The organism is Filomicrobium insigne, from assembly GCF_900104305.1.
GTDB lineage: Bacteria > Pseudomonadota > Alphaproteobacteria > Rhizobiales > Hyphomicrobiaceae > Filomicrobium > Filomicrobium insigne.
Genome location: NZ_FNJC01000002.1, coordinates 801,809 through 818,222, shown reverse-complemented (window position 1 = coordinate 818,222; position 16,414 = coordinate 801,809). Strand labels below are relative to the sequence as shown.

Below are 16,414 nucleotides of genomic sequence, written 5' to 3'. Positions count from 1 at the left end.
TAGCCCCTCTTTTGGTTGTCGCCGAGGTTGCGACACGACTTTTCGATCCCTCGCTCAGGTCATCAATCGAGTATCGAGCAAGGTTCATACCAACTGATGCCTTGCTCGATTTGTCTTTAAAACGCCGCTCAGGATCAGTTCCATATCGCGGTGTAGTCGTCGTAGACGGTGGACTCGGCACGATTTGAAACGGTTTGGAGTGCAAATGCGGCCACGTCGTATTTTCCGTATACAACGTGGGCGATTTCGGCGAGCTTGAGAAGCTCGGCGTCGCTTAGTTTTTCCGGATCATCCAGGTGGCGGACATATACACAATCTGCCCACAACAAACGGCCGGCGTGGAAAAAGCGGTCCTCCGTGACATCAAAGGCGTTGTAGCGCTGTCGGCCAAGGGTCGCGATGTCCATCAGAACGAAATCCAGCTCGCGCATATATCTGTCGATGTCGCTGAAAAGCGCTTCTCCCAAATAGATCTCTGTGAACTCAGCCTCCAAGTGGCAGATCAACGTTCGCGACAGAGTTTCTCGCGCGCCTTTTAAGACGGGTAGCGTTGCGCCTTGGACGTCGATCTTCACGAAATCAATCCAGCGATCAGAGATATTTTGTTCTGCAATGACATCATCAAGCCGGCGTGTTTCAACGGCTCGGCTTTCCACGATTTCTAATGCCTCGGCGAGTAAGGAAAACCGACGGGCAAGCGTAAGGTTTGGTTCAAGGAGCGAGGATGTTGGTTGCATGCGTGCAAGATTGCATGTTGCCGGATGACCGTCCCCGATGAAGTATGGCAACGTGCGAATTTCGCATCGTAGAGCTTCATCGTTTTCGCTTGTCTCTACCTTGGGAGCATCTTGGTCGGTTGGATCGAAACCGATAATCAGGGATGGTCGGTACTTGGGGAGCGCCGCATACACATGAGCCTCGAAGTCGAGCGGCTCGGCCCCGACATCAATAATTGTGAACTCGCCTCGTTGATGCTCGGTGGCGGACAATTCTGGCATCGCTACCGGCCGTGCAAGTAGTCGGCGGTTCGCGGTGAAGGTGACCTTTGATTGTTCAGAATAGCACTGGATGGCTACGGTTCGCAGAGCATCTTCAACGGTGTTGCCGTGCGCGAGATATGCCGCAATGGTTTGGCGCGATTGCAAATCGGCTGTCCGGTCGAACAGTAGCTTCGTGGCAAAATTGGCTATGCTTTCTGAGATTACCTCAGCGGTGGACTGCTCTTCGTCGGGTGACTTTGCGATCCGGTCATTCAATTCCAGGCACTGTTCCGACAATTCGGTACAGCGCAAGCGCAGTTGTGCGATCTCGGTTTCCAATTTGGCGCGTATCGCCCGGGCCTCTTGCGCATCGTGTTCCGCTTTGACCAGTAGCTCTCGGCTTCGGGTCCACTCTTTCAGACGGACGCGATTGATGAAGCTCACGCCGCTGAGGTCGTATCGGAGGGACTTCCGTTTTTCACGCAGATAATCCCTGAGCCGTGGCGGGATGCGATGGTTGATTGCGGCGCGCAGATTTTCCGGATGGCGGAGGCGCCACAATCGCTTGATCTGAGTTTTTACCGGCTCGGGTAAGCGATGTTGAATTGCGATGTGCAGTCTTTGTGGATCGCGCAACATCCAAATGCGTTGATACAAGCTAAGTGGAACGTGTGCTGGGCCGTGAATGGGGTCGAAATTGATCCAGTCTGGAATTTCGCCCTTCGGTAAGTCCCCTGAACTTTGTTGAAGCTGGGAGAGTGCGTCGTCGTGTTCAAGCAAGATGTTCTTGAGCTGATGGAGATACCGTTGTTCCGAGGTTGTCTTTTGGGCCTCATGTTCGCGGCTCCGCCCAATGGTGTCCGGGATGTGAGTGATGATCGCGCCAGCGAGCCCCATTCTTATCCAGAGCTCCCAGTCCATCGCCCAGTACAGGTGCTGTTTCAGGTAGCCGCCAGACCTGTGCCAGATGTCGGCGGTGAACAGAACTTCCGGCTGGTAGAAATAGTCGCCGCGCTCCCATGAGTTGGTCCACATGAAGTGCTCGAAGAAGCCGAGGGGGACTGCGCGTCCATAAGGTAAGGCTGGGTGATGGAGCGAGGTAACTTCGGCGCTGTTTTCGGTAATCCGCTCGCATCCACCGACGATCAGGTCGCACTGATTGTCTAGGAAAGCGAGCGCTGCGCGGCGCAGGGCGCCGGGGGCCAGCATGTCGTCGCTGTTGATCCACGTCAGGATATCGCCCGTTGCCACATCAAGCCCCTTGTTGAGGCCATGCGATTGGCCTTCGTCCGGCTCAATGATGAGGCGTGAAAGTTGGGGCGCGTAGCGCTGCAGGATTTCCTGGCTGCCATCGGACGAAGCGGCGTCGATGACGATGTATTCAAGGTTGGGATAGCCCTGGTCGAGAACAGACCGAAGGCAATCTTCAAGGTAGGGAGCCTGATTGTAACTGACTGTTACGACCGAAATTTTGGGCCAATTGGTTTCGTGCAGACGATCGTTGGGTATGAAGAGTGGATCGAGATAACGGGGCCCGGGATCCAGGAACATGACGTGTTGAGGCCATTCGATAATGCGGCCGTCCCAGTCCGATGCGAAGCCCTCGGCCACTTTGGAATAGCGTTCGGTGCAGACATATTGCCCAGGAAGCACGCGGTGTCGAATAAGGTTGAGATCTGTTGTGGTGGCGGTGGCGTCGAGAATATAGCCTGCGATATCAGCTCGTGCGGTTGTTGGCGTATCAGCAAACCATTGAGCTAAAGAACCGGCTTGCGGGCGGCTGCGGTCGGGGTGGCCCGATTCAACTGGTTGACGTTTTCCTTCTCCGGATAGAACGCCAACTATTTTAAAGTCGCGTTGTTTCAGCTGTGCGCACAAAGGAGTCTGGCTTGCCGTGCCACAGGTTAGATAAGTCGATCCTGTGATCGAGTTTGTTGTGAGCCAATCAACCACGCTTTGATCGCGGGGCGCCTTTTCCTGACGCGGGGGACTATTTTCTTGGAGTGGTTGCCAGGTGGCGGGGGAGGGCGCTTTTCCTTTCGTGATGGTCAGATCGAACGATGGGCGCGTCTTCGACTTTTCAATTTCGGCGTCGAATGTTCCGGATTTTTTTAAGTTGCGATCAAGCTGTTGACACCGTTCGGTCAGGGCGGAGACCTGGGAGGAAATGATACGCCGCGCCGTCACGATATCTGCGGCGGACGTCACTGCGATCTGGGTGCCCGCGTCTTTGTGCCAACCTTTGACTTCAAAGTACTGCAATCCGTTGTGAGGACGCATCTCGGCCGTGCCCCCCATCATGGTGGGTCGATGCTCCCCCGTCCGCTTGAAAGGGACGCGAAGAGCAAGAGACCGCGTCAGATGCTGACGTCGTATAAATCAGCCGTCTGAATGATCTGAGGAGAATGACCCTGCCAAGTTGTTGTGCTGGGCTCAAGATAGATAGGGCGTGTTCCACATATTTTATGACCGCACTTTGCCCAGATTCTGCAAATACCAGTCGTAGGTATCGCGCAGGCCAACATCCAATGATGTTTGGGCATGCCAGCCGAGGCTGTTGATGCGGCTAACGTCCATCAGCTTGCGCGGTGTGCCGTCGGGTTTCGTGGGGTCTGTTGCGAGTTCGCCTTCGAAGCCGACGACGTCGCAGATGAGTGTCGCCAGCTCCTTGATCGCTATGTCGCTGCCTACGCCGACGTTGATTGGGTCGGGGGCGTCATAATGCTCGGCAAGAAACACGAGCGCGTCGGCCAGATCGTCAACAAGCAGGAATTCGCGGCGGACTTGTCCTGTGCCCCATACGGAAAGTTTGTCTGAACCAGCGAGTTTCGCTTCATGCGCTTTACGCATGAGTGCCGGAATAACGTGCGCGCCTTCCAGATTGAAATTGTCACCGCGGCCGTAAAGGTTGGTCGGCATCACTGAAATGTAGTGCCGTCCGTATTGTTCGCGGTACGCCTGGGCCAGCTTTACGCCGGCAATCTTCGCGATCGCATACCATTGGTTTGTTGGTTCTAGAGGACCGGTGAGAAGACTGTCTTCGCTGATCGGTTGGGGAGCGTGTTTAGGATAGATGCAACTCGATCCGAGGAAGATCACTCGTTCGGTATCGTTGCGGTGGGCCGCATCGATCACGTTCGTTTCAATGACAAGATTGTCGTAAATGAATTCTGCTGGCCGCGTGGCATTGGCGAGAATTCCGCCCACAGTTGCAGCCGCTAGAAACACGACGTCAGGCTTATGAACTTCAAACCAATGGCGGACGTCGGCCTGGTTACGGAGATCGACCTCGTCTCGGCTTGTGGTCAGAGGCTCCATTCCGAGTTTACGCAATTGGCGCACCAGGGCCGCGCCGACCATTCCGCGATGGCCAGCAACGTAAATTCGCTTTCCGGCTAATTTGTATAGTTTTGTCAACGACCTTACCCCAGTCCGACCGATCCCTCGGCGCTGGTTCAATATCATAACTGCGATGCACCATATATGTCGCTGTCGCGTTAATGATAACGCGTGAAAGATCCCGCCACGTTTCACGGGATGGTGATGGCGCCGATGTGCTCGCTGTCGGGGGCGTCAGTAGTTCGCGTACGATTTTTCTTCCACGATCTGTGAGCCAAGGTGGAGATTTATTTCCTTTTTTATGGCGGCGCGCTCGTCGTTGGTGCGGTAGATCGCGCGAGCCGTTTCCAGGAACAGCTCGCCGAAATCCTTGTTACGTTCGCAATCCCGGATGGTGTCTTCCAGATTCCAAATGCGACCGTTTACGTTTTCGAGCCGCGTCTGCATCTCCATAACTTGTGGTAAGTTTGGGATATGCCGGTGTTGCTCGGCTCTTAATATCTCCAGCTCGCGGCGTACGTTCGTGAGCTTGTCGGAATCGCTTATGCGCTCCGATTTGATCTTCAGGATCGTGATCTTGTCGATCAACTCACCCGGAGCGACGGGGATCAGAATCACGTTGGCCGTCATGAAATCCCTCTGTGCGTTAGGCCAGGAATTGGCTGCTAACAGTTGCGGAGCCCTTTCAGTCACTTAGGATTGCGCGGCGCCGATCCGGGCCGTGACTTCGATCTCGACTTTCATCTCAGGCTTGATGAGACCGCAGATGACCATTGATGCTGCGGGTCTAATTTCGGAAAACTTGGGCCCAACCGCTGCAACAACGGCATCGACATGCGCGACGTCGGTTACGTAGTAGACCACGCGCACGACATCCGCGAGAGACGCTCCTGTGTCCGCAAGCGCTTTCGCTATTGTCTCCAGTGCATTTCTGGCCTGCTCCCCAGGGCAATCAGGCATCGTCATCGACGCGTAATCGTATCCGGTTGTGCCGGAGACATAGATCATGTCTCTGTCCTTGACGGCGCGAGAATAGCCAAACGTCTGTTCAAAAGGAGAGCCACTGGAAATGCGTTGAACCATGATGAGTTACCTGGTGATCCTTGTTGATGTTACCCGAGCGGGTGATGCATGTGATGCGTCGTTGTGTTGAGAGCCTTTGCCGTGGTCTTCCGACCTTATGACGACACACGATAAGAGGGGTATTCGTCCATTTTGCCAACTAGTGTGTAAGTGAATTTAGAGAGTGTGGGGGAGCATACGGGGGACATGTTCAGAAAGATTTTTCACGGCCTGACGGGGCGGCTTGACCATATCCTTGCCTCTCATGGTCATACGTTTGCTATGAGCAAAGAGCTGCTTGAGAGGTCTCTTTTCTTGAATGGGCAGATCGCTGCGATGCAGGTTCGCCAGCGCGAGCAGATCAAGACGCTTGCTGATGTTGAATTCCGCGTGACGTCTCAGTGGGGTGAGGACGGCATTATTGAATGGCTGTGCCACAAACTGCCCAATATCGACCGTTCGTTCGTTGAATTTGGTGTCGAGAATTTTGGAGAGGCCAATACGAGGTTCCTGTTGCAGAACCGTGGCTGGCGCGGGCTCGTCCTCGATGGCAATTCGGCCCACATGGATTATGTGCGTTCAGAAGCGATCCATTGGAAGCATGATCTTGTTGCTGAGAGCGCTTTTATCACGGCTGAAAATATCAACGACCTGATCACTCGTAACGGGTTCGCAGGCGAGCTTGGTATTTTGAGTGTCGATATTGATGGAAATGACTATTGGGTTTTGAAGGCGATCGCCTCCGTCAATCCGGCGATTCTGATCGCGGAGATCAACGGTGTGTTGGGTGATCATCATTCAATCACTATTCCGTACGATCCCTCGTTCCGACGTCTCTCCGCGCATCATTCGGGCCAATATTTTGGAGCTTCCATCAAAGCTATGATCTCGCTTGCAGAGGAGCGTGGCTATGCGTTCGTCGGCACCAACTCGACGGGTGTGAATGCGTTCTTTGTGCGCAGCGATCTTGCTGGACCCGTGCTTTCTTCGATCGAGACTATCAAGGCATGGCCTGCCCGGCATCGCGATTCACGCGACGTGAGTGGAGCGCTTACGTTTGCGCGTGGTCCGGCGAAGATCGATCTGATCAAAGATCTCCCAGTCTACGATTTGGAGCGGGACATAATCGTGCCGATTGAAAGTCTGTTGCCGCTTTATAGCGATGCGTGGGCACGCGAGATGTGAAGCGCTGGGGCTATATTGCTCGCAGATGGTGATGGTTCTGCCGTTGCTGTTGCGCGAAGGCCGATAAACAGGAGCACGAGCAACAGCAGACTGGCGAGGATGTGGGATAGGGTGCGATCCTTTTCTCGACAAAGTGGGGTTTCTTCCGAGCGGCGGCCGGCCCTCATGTAAATTCGTGGTGGCCGTTTCGATTGAGAGCTACGGCTGTGCCGCACTGATGGATGCATAACTCAACACTCCGTTCTCGTTAGCACTATCGGCAGGCGATTTTTTGCCGATAGTGTTTGGTCGATGGAACGGGTGAAAAGGTTCACACCCTTTTTATAATTAGTCGCTTCTGCTGCTGCGCGTGGCTTCCTGAAGCGCGGCGGCAGCGTCGATACGGCCGGCGCCATATTCCTCGTCGTAACCTTCAGGTCCGAGATCGTGTGCAGTCCTGCTCAGAATAGAGCGGATGCGATCGGGAGATATTGCCGGATTGCGCTGATAGAGGAGCGCGGCCAAGCCACTGGTGTGGGCGGCAGCCATCGATGTGCCCGACAGGAAATTCATCGACTGTTCCGGCGCCAGTACCAGGATGTCGACTCCTGGCGCGGCGGCGGTGATGTAGGACCCGCGGTTGGCATCCGCATAGATGCGGTCTGCCTGGTCGGTGGCGGTGATGGCTATTACACTGCGATAGGCGGCAGGGTAGGCCGGCGCCGCCTTGGGACCATCGTTACCAGCAGCGGCGATGAAAATCGCACCCTTTTTGTATCCTTCCGTCGTGAGTTCTTCCAGCGTTGGGTCATGTGGGCCTGTGAAGCTCATGTTGAAGATACGGGCACCTTGCGTAAAAGCCCAATCAACGCTCTTGGCGAGGATGAAGCTGCTGGCCTCGACCTCCTTGCTCTTTTCGTCGACGTAAAAGGCGCGCACATCTAGCAGGCGTGCATCTGGGGCAACGCCTCGCACAGTCTTATGAGCCGACACAATGCCGGCAATAGCGGTTCCGTGGTCGGGTTTTGCACCTTTGCGATCCCCAATGGCGTCGAAGCGGTCAGCGACAGCACCCTCTAGCTCGGGATGAGTCTCTTCGATGCCGGTGTCGATGACCGCGACCAGAGTATCGCGACCGCTGGCGAGATGGTTGGCGGCTGGGGCACTAATTTTCGACAACGCGTACTGTAATTCGTCGGTCGTGGCTGCCCCATTGGATGGTGGCGCACCGCTGGCGACGTTGTACTTGGTGTCTGTTTTGTCTGAAGCGGCGGGGTTTGAGTGGCTTTCGGCTATAGCCGGTTCCGGTTCAATCGCGTTTGGCCGTTGGGGGAGCGGGGGAGCTTCCGCTTTGTTGCCTGGCGTCTTATCGGGCAACGTCGGATCTTCCTTTGAGCCGTCACCGGGATCAGGGGCATTTTCGTTTTGATCGTTCTGACCAGGTGATCCGTCAATCGGCTTTGGATTGCGCATCCTGTAGAGCAGGTTGGGTTGCGCAGAGATGACGCGCGGGTCAGAGGCGATGTCGCCCGTTACTTCCGCAACGTCGCGGCCGTTAGTGATCGTCATCCGTTGGAGACGTTGGCCGGTCAGCTCAATCATCGTGCTTTCTACGGGATTAAGGCCGTAGTCGGATGCGAGAGAGTTGACGTCGTTGTCGGTGAGGTCGCGAGACAAAAATACGATGACTTCATCCGGCACGTGCGGCGCATCGAATAGCTCCGCTGGAAATTCGGGACCGGGACCCGGATTTGGTGCGGGCAGAGGAGGTAGCGCGACCTTTTGGATATTGCCGCCATTGCCTGATCCAGAGCCGCCGCTCACCTTCGGGCGATGGACATCGATGCGATCGCTTCCACTTGGGCGGTCACGATCGAGATCGGGGATTACGAGCACCTGCGGCTGGATAAGCGGCCGGGTCACGCACGTATACACGTTTCCTGAGACTCGACGGCGGACGGCGCCCGCGAGGCAGTAACAGTGGCCGTAGCGTATCACGCCCCTGCGGCAGATGACGGATCTTCCAGCATCAGATCCGCTGCCACTGCCTCTACCTCTGTCGCGATTGCCAGGACGGGTATCGCGACCATCCCGGTCGTTCAGACGTCGGCGCAAGGTTTCGGCAGGATCGAGGCGATTTGTGTTTGCGCCAGGAACGATAAGCTTTGGGGTTGCTCCGCGACGCCTACGTTCAAGGTCCAAGCGACGTGCCCGGTTTGGGCGATTCAAGCGCTGAGGTGTGGTCAGACGTTGCCTATTTATGTTGGGGCCCGGAATGTGTTTTTGAATATGGTTTGAGATGTTCGGAAAGCGTTTGTTGCTATTAAAGGATTGCGAGAATGCCGGATCGGACAAGCTGATCGAGCCAAGCGCTGTGAAAAAAGCGCCGACGATCATCGGAATGTACTCCCATGCCTTTGAACGTGTGGATTGTATCGTGGGCGTGCGCGTCATGGCTTTTTCGCTCCTGGCGCCTTTGCCGCAAAGCTAATCATTTTGTTGCTCGACTTAAAGCGCTCTATAAGGGCTATGGCATCTTTATCGCTCAGGTTTTCAGTCGATAGCCTAATACGGTAAATGCCGCCGGGCATGGGGCCTGCAACGATACTGGCGCCGAAAGTTTCCAGCAAAGATCCGATCTCGTTTATTGACGCTTCGGGTGTGAAACGCACCAGCGCGATAACGCCTGTGGCAGCTGGTTGCGCCTTGTCGCCAGAAGCTGTCTTGAACTGTGGCTGGGTGCCGTCGCCAACAAGTAAGACTCCAATCGTGACAGCCTGGATCGCTACGACGGTGGCGACTGCTGCAGCCGCCCATCTTAGTTTGGGAGCCGTCAGGTCATTGGCAAGGCTTTCCGTCCATGCCAACAGGCGCCGCGGGATGTTTGCTACGACGCGTTTCTTTTCGTAAGCGGCAACCTCTGCCAGTAAACGATCGAGAGAGCCGGCAGGTGCACCGGAAATTTCTTCGTTGCTGGTGATGCTGGCTTCCGCTTCATCTTCGATCAGTTTGAGCTGATGAGCCATATCGGGATGCGCGTTGAGATAGTCCTCGACGCGGCGCTGATCCTTCGGCGCGAGTTTGCCGCTGACGTACCAGGGTAACAGCATCTCGACTTCTTCGCGTTCGCTCATCTTTTCGTCATGTTCGGTCATGGCCAACCCCGGTCGACACCGGCCTCCGCCAATAGAACCGAGAGCCGCTTGCGAGCGTGAAACATGCGCGTTTTGACGGTATTCTCGGGAATGCCTACGATTGTGCTGACCTCGGCTATCGGCATCTCGTGGTAGTATACGAGGTCAATGATTTCGCGGTGTTCCGCACTGAGATGGTTCATGCAGGCGCGGATGACATCTGCTTTATTGCTCTTTTGAGCGGTTATGTCGGGCGTATCTGCGTCATCTGCCAAAGTGGTTGCCGCATCGTCGTCCATCGCGACCTCGCGGCGTCGGCGCATGACGCTGAAGGCTTTATTCCGTGCGATCGATAGGAGCCATGTCGACACAGCAGAGCGCGCTTCGAAGCGGCTCGCTTGCTTCCAGACGTCCATAAAGACTTCGTTGACCAGTTCTTCAGCCACGGCGTCGCTTCCCGTAATTCGTGAGATGAAACGGAAAACACGCACCTGATGGCGCGCGAACAGGGCCGCCAATGCGGTCTGATCGCCGGACGTAATTCGCTCGACCAACTCGCGGTCTGCAGCTGCCTGCTCCATCTGGCATCCTAAAAATCTCCCGATGCGTGTCGGATTAGTAGTCGCATCGGCGGCGGAAAAGGTTCAAAGCAAATTGCGTACAACCCATGAATGGGAGTTTTGCCGTCATAATGTCAGGTGACGGCCCGTAAAGAAAAAACGCGCTTAACGACATCCTATCAAAGCAAATCTAAAATTCGATGCGTGTTCCGTTACGTTCGGTGCCGGGCAGACCCATGGAGTCGCTGGGCCAAGCCTTTCTGTGACGCTGCAAATATGGAGGGTGGAAATGTCTGTGACTTCAAGAAATAGAGGTTGCCGCCTTCGCCGCAGCGCACATTTCGTAGCGGGTGTCGCTGCCGGGATCGGGCTGACGTTGTTAGTCGGAGCGTTTATGGGCGCTGGAATTGCCGATGCCCGAAAGTCTCTGCAGCCAAGCGTCGATACATTGATTTCAACTTCCGAAACGATCCTGGGCGAGCCGATCTCGTATCCCACCGGAACAGCGAGGGTTACGGCTGCCGTCATTACGGTGCCCGTTGGCGCATCGACAGGCTGGCACAGCCATGGGGTGCCTTTGTTCGCGTATATACTGGAGGGGGAGTTGACCGTGGACTACGGTGAGAACGGCGTGCGGACCTATCGTTCGGGCATCGGGTTCATGGAGGCCATCGATATCGCGCATGATGGGCGCAATGGCGGCGATAGCGATGTCCGCATCCTGGCGGTCTATATGGGAGCAGAAGGGAAGGCTCTTTCGCGGAAGGCTGGGCCGCCGTCCCAATAGTTTTGCATTTCGGCTGTCCTCTCGGTGACACCCTGCAAAGGAATTTTCAGGGCGCGTCGAATTGTGGGGGACAGATGCGCATGTTGCTTGGTGGACGTGTGGCTTTTGCGTAGGCTCGTTCCGATTTGGCCCAGTGATTCCTTGGACGATCGGAATGTCGACTCCTTCTCTGTGCTACAAAGATCTTCGTCCTCACGTCCGGTCAGGTGACCTGATTGCCTTTGAGAGTCACACTTTCTCCGGACGGATGGTTCGTGTCTGGAGCAGCAGCCGCTATGCCCACGTGGGTATCGCAATGTGGCTCAGTGCAGGAGGGGCCCGGCCGCGGCTCTTTCTATTAGAGGCCCGCAGTGGGCACGGGGTCGGGATGCGGCTTATGTCGAGTGCCGGTGCATGCTGGTACATCCCGACACGCATTAATTGGAACGCCGACGTCAATCGGTTCGTCTGGCCCCAACTCGGGACCACCGGGTACGACTGGATGTCCGTTTGGCGGCGTATCTTCTTCCTGCCTCCGCGTCGTGATGGCGTCTACTATTGCTCGGAGTTCGCTGGGGAGATCCTCTTGCGCGGCGGCTTCAAGCTTCCTGATGAGGCGCTCGTAGACCCAGGTGAACTCGTCTATGCCGTGCTACGAAACGGTCCGGGTCAGATTTTTTGGATGGATGCGCCTCCGAGGAAGGTAGAGGGACAGGCAAAAGCTATAACGCGCTCCCCTCGACAATCTGCAATTCCGCCTTAAAAAGGTTTCAGTGCTTAGCTCAATCTGAGCAGCTTATTCGCGAGGCCAAGCAGGTCCCCGTGAGAGCGGCCTTGTGCTTTTGCGTCCCAGGTGTTTGGGGGTCGGTGACTGTGTTGGGGGCTTCCGAGGCTTCTTTTCCGGCATGTCGTGGGTGGATTCTCCGGCGGCTTTGCCCGGCAGTGCGCGATCTTGCCCGCAATGCCTTTAGGAAGCGGGGGGCCTTGCCGCTTGTACAAAAGCTCTGGCTTTCTGGTGTGCAGCCAACCCACAGTCAGCCCTCCAGATCGCGTATCTGCGCGGGGCTTCTTTCTGTGAAGCTTCACAATGAGACAACTTTTGGCAGACGGTTTTGGGTGAGATCTCAGAACCGTGAGGATGGCTGTACGGATGCAGCGATATCTGCGACATCAGCCGACGGTGACAGAATGCAAGCTTTGAGAGGATGCCGGATATGACGCAATTGAGCCGAAGAAGGCTGGTGCAGGGGCTTGGTGCTCTCGCGGTGTCACCCGCTTTCAGCTCGTTTCCCAGTCCGGCTTACGCTCAGGGTGCTGCACGGATCGTTGTCGTTGGCGGAGGCGCGGGTGGGGCAACTCTTGCGAAGTACGTTAAGGTTGGTGCTCCCAATGCTAACGTGACTCTCGTTGAGCGCAGTCCGACCTATACGAGCTGCTTTTATTCCAATCTTTATTATGGCGGTTTCCGCACGCTCGAGTCTCTTACGCATTCCTACGACCAACTCCGCAGCATCGGTATCAATCTTATCCAGGATGTTGCCGTGGACGTGGATACCAGCGCACGCGTCGTGACGATGATGGGCGGCACACGCGTCTCTTATGACAAGTTGGTTCTTTCTCCAGGCATAGATATCGATCTGGAAGCAATCGAAGGGTACGACGCTGAGGCGACGCAGGTGATGCCGCATGCGTGGCGTGGTGGGGATCAAACACGGCTGCTGAAATCACAGCTCGAAGCGATGGAGGATGGCGGGGTTGTTGTGATAGCAGCGCCAGCCAATCCTTATCGGTGTCCGCCGGGCCCCTATGAGCGCATCTGCATGATTGCGCATTACCTCAAGACCAACAAACCTCGCTCTAAAATCGTGCTGTTGGACGCGAAGACGAGTTTTGCAAAGCAACCCGTTTTCCAAGAGGCTTTTGAGACCCACTACAAGGGCATGATCGAGGTCAATCTGACCGATCAGATCGACAGTTTTGAGGTCGTGAAGGTCGATCCTCGGACCAAGACCATGACAGTGAAGTCCGGACAGCAGTTCAAGGCCGACGTCGGCAATGTTATCCCGCCGCAACGCGCGGGCGGAATTGCCTGGCGTGCCGGTTGTGTCGAGGGGCGGTGGTGCCCTGTGTCTCCAGAAAGCTTTGCATCCACCAAGGTCAAGGACGTCTATGTGATCGGCGATTCTTCAAACGCCGCACAGATGCCGAAGTCAGCATTTTCCGCCAATAGCCAAGCAAAGTACGTCGCCAACACACTGGTGGCGGAACTCAACGGGTTGAAACCTCTGCCTTCGCGCCTGCGTAATACCTGCTGGTCTCTGTTGGCACAAAACGACAGCGTCAAGGTTGGAGCGAGTTATTCTGTTGGTGAGCTCGCCGGCGCTCCCGGCTTGGTGGCTGCGGGGCCGTTCGTATCAGAACCGGCGGAGCCGGCCAGCGTGCGGGCGCGGAACTTCAAGGAGTCCGAGGGCTGGTATTCGGCCATCACGATCGACATGTTCGCGGCGAGCTGATCGCACGAGGCTTTTGCAAGGGTTTGTCATGATGCCTTTCCGGATACCTGCAAGTATCGCTGCGTGCCTTTTGCTCGGCTTGTCCGCGCTGTCCGCCCATGCAGGATCGTTCCGTGCCACGCTGACATCAGGCGTGGAAGTGGTCGGCGATATCGTCGATTTCCACGATGGATATTACGACTTTCAGGTCGGCGAGACCTTAAAGCGGATCAAAGTTGAGGACGTCTCTGGGCTTAGTCTCGTCGAACTCACCGCAGCAAGAACTGGCGATCGTCCGAGTGGGGATAATGTCGTTCCGGCATTTACTTTGGAGAAGAGTTCCGGTCAGCCGGTAGCGGGACAGATCGTTCAATTCCAAGACGGATATTACACCGTGGCCACGGCGACAGGGACCGTTCAGGTTCCTGTCAGCGAAGTTACGAAGATCGCGTTAGCCTGGCAGGAAGCTTCCGAACCCAAGATTGCCGAGCCAAGCGTTGCGAAACTCAGCGGGACACTGCGAATTCGGGCGACTGCGGAGGGAGTGGAGCGCGTCGTGCCGGAGATCTTGCAGTTTTACGCTAAGGCGAGCGGTCAGACTGGGAAGTGGTCTCCACGTCAAGCGGATGGCTCGCGTATTTATAACGTCGGATTCTCGGGGGAACGAGAAGGTCTGCGTATCGAGCTACAGGCCGATGATCCGATTTCAGCCGTGGCAGCTGTGTTGGCTGGCAATTCCGATATTGCGGTTCTTCCAGCGGAGCTAACGACAGAAGAGCTGGCCGCGGTCGCTGCAAAGGTTCCTGAGGGCGTGATCCGTTCACGGCCTGCTGCTGTTGGTTCGCAGGAAGCGGCCCCCGCAAAAATTGCGATAGAGTTGACGCGCTTGGGACCGTCAGGCGCAGTCGTAATCGTCAATGCCGATAATCCCATTGAAAAGCTCTCGTACGATCAGGTCTCTGGAATTTTCAGCGGGAAGATTACCGACTGGTCACAACTGGGAGGTCAACATCGGCGTATTCGCGTGCACTCATTGGCTCAGCATTCCGGGCTCAAGAGCATAGCCAAACGCACCGTTTTGAAGGGCGGCGACTTGATGCTGTCTGCGTATCAGGTGGATACGCTGTCGGAATTGGCGGAAATCGTCAGCACCGATCCAACGGCGATAGGTCTTACGGAAGCTGCGAGCGTGGGTAATACGAAGGCGTTGAAGATCGTCGATCAGTGCGGGACGGCGCGCGCTCCCGATGAGTTCACCTTGAAGCTTCACTCTTATCCGTTATCGGACACGTATGCTGTTTATAGCCTGCCCGACGCAAACTCGCAGACGAAAGAGTTTCGGAATTTTTTAAAAGCCGACCTGACGCAAAGCTTTCTCAAGAGCCGTGGGCTGCCTAACGACCGCGTCGTTGCGGTACGCAGTCCCGGTTTGAGCATTAATACTGAGGTTGGTGCCGGGACTAGCGCAACAAACGCGGCGAACAAGCAAGATGCTATTGAGCGTGTCTCAACGGTCTTCGGTTTTGCAAGCGGTAGCGTCACGCCGATGGACGGTTCCGAGAAGAAGGTCGATGGGTTGAAGACTTTTCTCGATGACCGGGATGGGGAAAAACGCCGGATTGCTGTGGTTGGATTTTCGGATGCGATTGGAACTCTCGATCAGAATATCGCGGTTTCAAGCGCGCGAGCCCGGAGCATCCAGTCTCTCTTGTCGCAACATGGTATTAAGGCAGAGAAGATATTGGCTTTAGGGCCTATGTTTCCGATCGCATGCGAAGTAAACCCGGGCGGGGCGGAGCTTAATCGGCGTGTTGAGATCTGGCTGTATTAATCGGTGTTAGACTGCGGAAATGGGTGATCAATGATCCGCTCTTGCTTCATAGTTGGTTTGGTCGCGTTCGCGGCTTTTCTGCCGTTCGGCGTCCTCGCCGTCGATGGCTTGAGTGAGGCGGATCTCAAACGGTACGGGCATCAGCTTTCTCAGGAGTGTTTGACCTGCCATCGGCTGGACGGAAAAGACGTGGGTGTTCCTGCGATCGTTGATTTGTCCAGGGAGGAATTTGTCAAAGCCCTGCAACTGTACCGGACCGGGCTCCGCGCCAACCCAATCATGGTTTCGGTTGCGTCAACGCTGGATAATCAACAGATCGAGGCGTTGGCTGTTTATTTCAGTTCCCTGAAAGATAACAAGTAAGTCCTCGTTCAGTCTTTTCGTAAGGATGCCGGCGTCTAAGTGGGCTACTGTTGATCCCGGAGCAGCGCTTCGCGTAATGCGGCAAACTTATTTGCGATGTGAGTCTTGAGCAGGGGGCCGAGGCGTGAGGCGTCACGTTTGCTTAGAGCGGAGAGAATTGCTTCATGCTCTGCGACGGCTGCGGTCCAACGGTCCTTCGACAGATTTGCCATGTAGCGTGCGCGACGTATGCGTCCAGATGCATTCCGCATCATCTGAGCCAACGTTGTATTTCGAGACGCACGCACAATGAGACTGTGAACCGCTTCATTGACTTCGAAATAGCGATGTAGATCGCCCCTCTTGTAGCATTCAACCATTTCTGCTTGCAGGTCGCGAGCAGATTCAATTTCCTCGTCTGTGATGCTCTGGCAGGCCAGCTCGCCGGAAAGAGCTTCCAATGCGCCAATAATGGGAAATAGTTCTTCGAGGTCGTCGATGGTGAGTTCGGTGACTGAGGCTCCCCGATTGGGAGTCAGGAGAACCAGGCCTTCGGTCATAAGAATTTTCAACGCTTCGCGCAGCGGCGTGCGCGATACGGCGAACTGGTCGCAGAGAAGCTTTTCGGAGATCTTCTCTCCCGGTCGCAGATCCCCTTCGATGATCAGACGGCGCAGCTGGTCAGCCAGCTCCTCGTGAAGCGGGCGCCGTTCAATGGGAGCACCGAGAACCGTACTCATGAAC

Annotated in this window: 14 protein-coding genes; 6 read left to right on the top strand and 8 right to left on the bottom strand. The window is 55.7% G+C overall.

The window, feature by feature from the left end; genetic code table 11:
• Positions 1-134: 134 nt before the first annotated feature.
• From BLS30_RS09730 to BLS30_RS09715, 4 genes are all read right to left on the bottom strand, one after another.
• Entirely contained in the window at positions 135-3,281 is a 3,147-nt protein-coding gene (locus tag BLS30_RS09730; protein ID WP_090228349.1) for an FkbM family methyltransferase, read from the bottom strand.
• Positions 3,282-3,443: 162 nt separating this feature from the next.
• Positions 3,444-4,397, bottom strand: a complete 954-nt coding sequence (locus BLS30_RS09725) for a GDP-L-fucose synthase family protein (protein WP_280136715.1) — start codon at positions 4,395-4,397, stop codon at positions 3,444-3,446.
• Between the two features lie 156 nt (positions 4,398-4,553).
• The gene (locus BLS30_RS09720) at positions 4,554-4,949 is read right to left on the bottom strand and encodes a DUF6165 family protein (protein ID WP_046479344.1); all 396 of its coding nucleotides are present in this window, start codon (positions 4,947-4,949) and stop codon (positions 4,554-4,556) included.
• A gap of 63 nt (positions 4,950-5,012) precedes the next feature.
• Complete coding sequence (locus BLS30_RS09715) at positions 5,013-5,402, bottom strand: RidA family protein (protein WP_090228346.1); 390 nt, start codon at positions 5,400-5,402, stop codon at positions 5,013-5,015.
• Positions 5,403-5,588: 186 nt separating this feature from the next.
• Here BLS30_RS09715 and BLS30_RS09710 point away from each other — a divergent pair, with 186 nt between their 5' ends.
• On the top strand, positions 5,589-6,566 hold the full coding sequence (locus BLS30_RS09710) for a hypothetical protein (RefSeq protein ID WP_052744039.1): 978 nt from the start codon (positions 5,589-5,591) through the stop codon (positions 6,564-6,566).
• 327 nt (positions 6,567-6,893) lie between these two features.
• Here BLS30_RS09710 and BLS30_RS09705 read toward each other — a convergent pair whose 3' ends face one another.
• From BLS30_RS09705 to BLS30_RS09695, 3 genes are all read right to left on the bottom strand, one after another.
• The gene (locus tag BLS30_RS09705) at positions 6,894-8,468 is read right to left on the bottom strand and encodes a S8 family peptidase (RefSeq protein WP_160298731.1); all 1,575 of its coding nucleotides are present in this window, start codon (positions 8,466-8,468) and stop codon (positions 6,894-6,896) included.
• A gap of 527 nt (positions 8,469-8,995) precedes the next feature.
• A complete protein-coding gene (locus BLS30_RS09700; protein ID WP_046479346.1) occupies positions 8,996-9,700 on the bottom strand; it encodes an anti-sigma factor in 705 nt (234 codons plus the stop codon).
• Positions 9,697-10,260 (bottom strand): sigma-70 family RNA polymerase sigma factor, encoded by a 564-nt coding sequence (locus BLS30_RS09695; protein WP_046479347.1) that lies wholly within the window; start codon positions 10,258-10,260, stop codon positions 9,697-9,699. Before BLS30_RS09695 ends, BLS30_RS09700 begins: the two co-directional genes overlap by 4 nt.
• 268 nt (positions 10,261-10,528) lie before the next feature.
• On the opposite strand from BLS30_RS09695, the gene BLS30_RS09690 reads away from it, so the two are divergent.
• From BLS30_RS09690 to BLS30_RS09670, 5 genes are all read left to right on the top strand, one after another.
• Entirely contained in the window at positions 10,529-11,026 is a 498-nt protein-coding gene (locus tag BLS30_RS09690; RefSeq protein ID WP_090228344.1) for a cupin domain-containing protein, read from the top strand.
• A 154-nt stretch (positions 11,027-11,180) separates the two neighbouring features.
• Positions 11,181-11,768 carry a hypothetical protein gene (locus tag BLS30_RS18130; RefSeq protein ID WP_170832444.1) on the top strand — a complete coding sequence of 196 codons (588 nt, stop codon included), beginning with the start codon at positions 11,181-11,183 and terminating at the stop codon, positions 11,766-11,768.
• A gap of 451 nt (positions 11,769-12,219) precedes the next feature.
• Positions 12,220-13,518, top strand: a complete 1,299-nt coding sequence (locus BLS30_RS09680; RefSeq protein WP_046479349.1) for an NAD(P)/FAD-dependent oxidoreductase — start codon at positions 12,220-12,222, stop codon at positions 13,516-13,518.
• Between the two features lie 28 nt (positions 13,519-13,546).
• A complete protein-coding gene (locus tag BLS30_RS09675; RefSeq protein ID WP_090228341.1) occupies positions 13,547-15,328 on the top strand; it encodes a phosphate ABC transporter substrate-binding/OmpA family protein in 1,782 nt (593 codons plus the stop codon).
• A 30-nt stretch (positions 15,329-15,358) separates the two neighbouring features.
• On the top strand, positions 15,359-15,691 hold the full coding sequence (locus BLS30_RS09670; protein WP_052744041.1) for a c-type cytochrome: 333 nt from the start codon (positions 15,359-15,361) through the stop codon (positions 15,689-15,691).
• Positions 15,692-15,735: 44 nt separating this feature from the next.
• Here the strand turns inward: BLS30_RS09670 and BLS30_RS09665 are convergent, their stop codons facing one another.
• Entirely contained in the window at positions 15,736-16,410 is a 675-nt protein-coding gene (locus tag BLS30_RS09665) for a GntR family transcriptional regulator (protein WP_046479351.1), read from the bottom strand.
• Positions 16,411-16,414: the final 4 nt, after the last annotated feature.

Excerpts from the sequence above, each read along its gene's own strand:
- BLS30_RS09675 (WP_090228341.1), top strand. The coding sequence starts at position 13,547 with ATGATGCCTTTCCGGATACCTGCAAGTATCGCTGCGTGCCTTTTGCTC.
- BLS30_RS09680 (WP_046479349.1), top strand. The coding sequence starts at position 12,220 with ATGACGCAATTGAGCCGAAGAAGGCTGGTGCAGGGGCTTGGTGCTCTC.
- BLS30_RS09670 (WP_052744041.1), top strand. The coding sequence starts at position 15,359 with ATGATCCGCTCTTGCTTCATAGTTGGTTTGGTCGCGTTCGCGGCTTTT.
- BLS30_RS09730 (WP_090228349.1), bottom strand. The coding sequence starts at position 3,281 with ATGATGGGGGGCACGGCCGAGATGCGTCCTCACAACGGATTGCAGTAC.
- BLS30_RS18130 (WP_170832444.1), top strand. The coding sequence starts at position 11,181 with ATGTCGACTCCTTCTCTGTGCTACAAAGATCTTCGTCCTCACGTCCGG.
- BLS30_RS09720 (WP_046479344.1), bottom strand. The coding sequence starts at position 4,949 with ATGACGGCCAACGTGATTCTGATCCCCGTCGCTCCGGGTGAGTTGATC.
- BLS30_RS09710 (WP_052744039.1), top strand. The coding sequence starts at position 5,589 with ATGTTCAGAAAGATTTTTCACGGCCTGACGGGGCGGCTTGACCATATC.
- BLS30_RS09690 (WP_090228344.1), top strand. The coding sequence starts at position 10,529 with ATGTCTGTGACTTCAAGAAATAGAGGTTGCCGCCTTCGCCGCAGCGCA.
- BLS30_RS09715 (WP_090228346.1), bottom strand. The coding sequence starts at position 5,402 with ATGGTTCAACGCATTTCCAGTGGCTCTCCTTTTGAACAGACGTTTGGC.
- BLS30_RS09665 (WP_046479351.1), bottom strand. The coding sequence starts at position 16,410 with ATGAGTACGGTTCTCGGTGCTCCCATTGAACGGCGCCCGCTTCACGAG.
- BLS30_RS09695 (WP_046479347.1), bottom strand. The coding sequence starts at position 10,260 with ATGGAGCAGGCAGCTGCAGACCGCGAGTTGGTCGAGCGAATTACGTCC.
- BLS30_RS09700 (WP_046479346.1), bottom strand. The coding sequence starts at position 9,700 with ATGACCGAACATGACGAAAAGATGAGCGAACGCGAAGAAGTCGAGATG.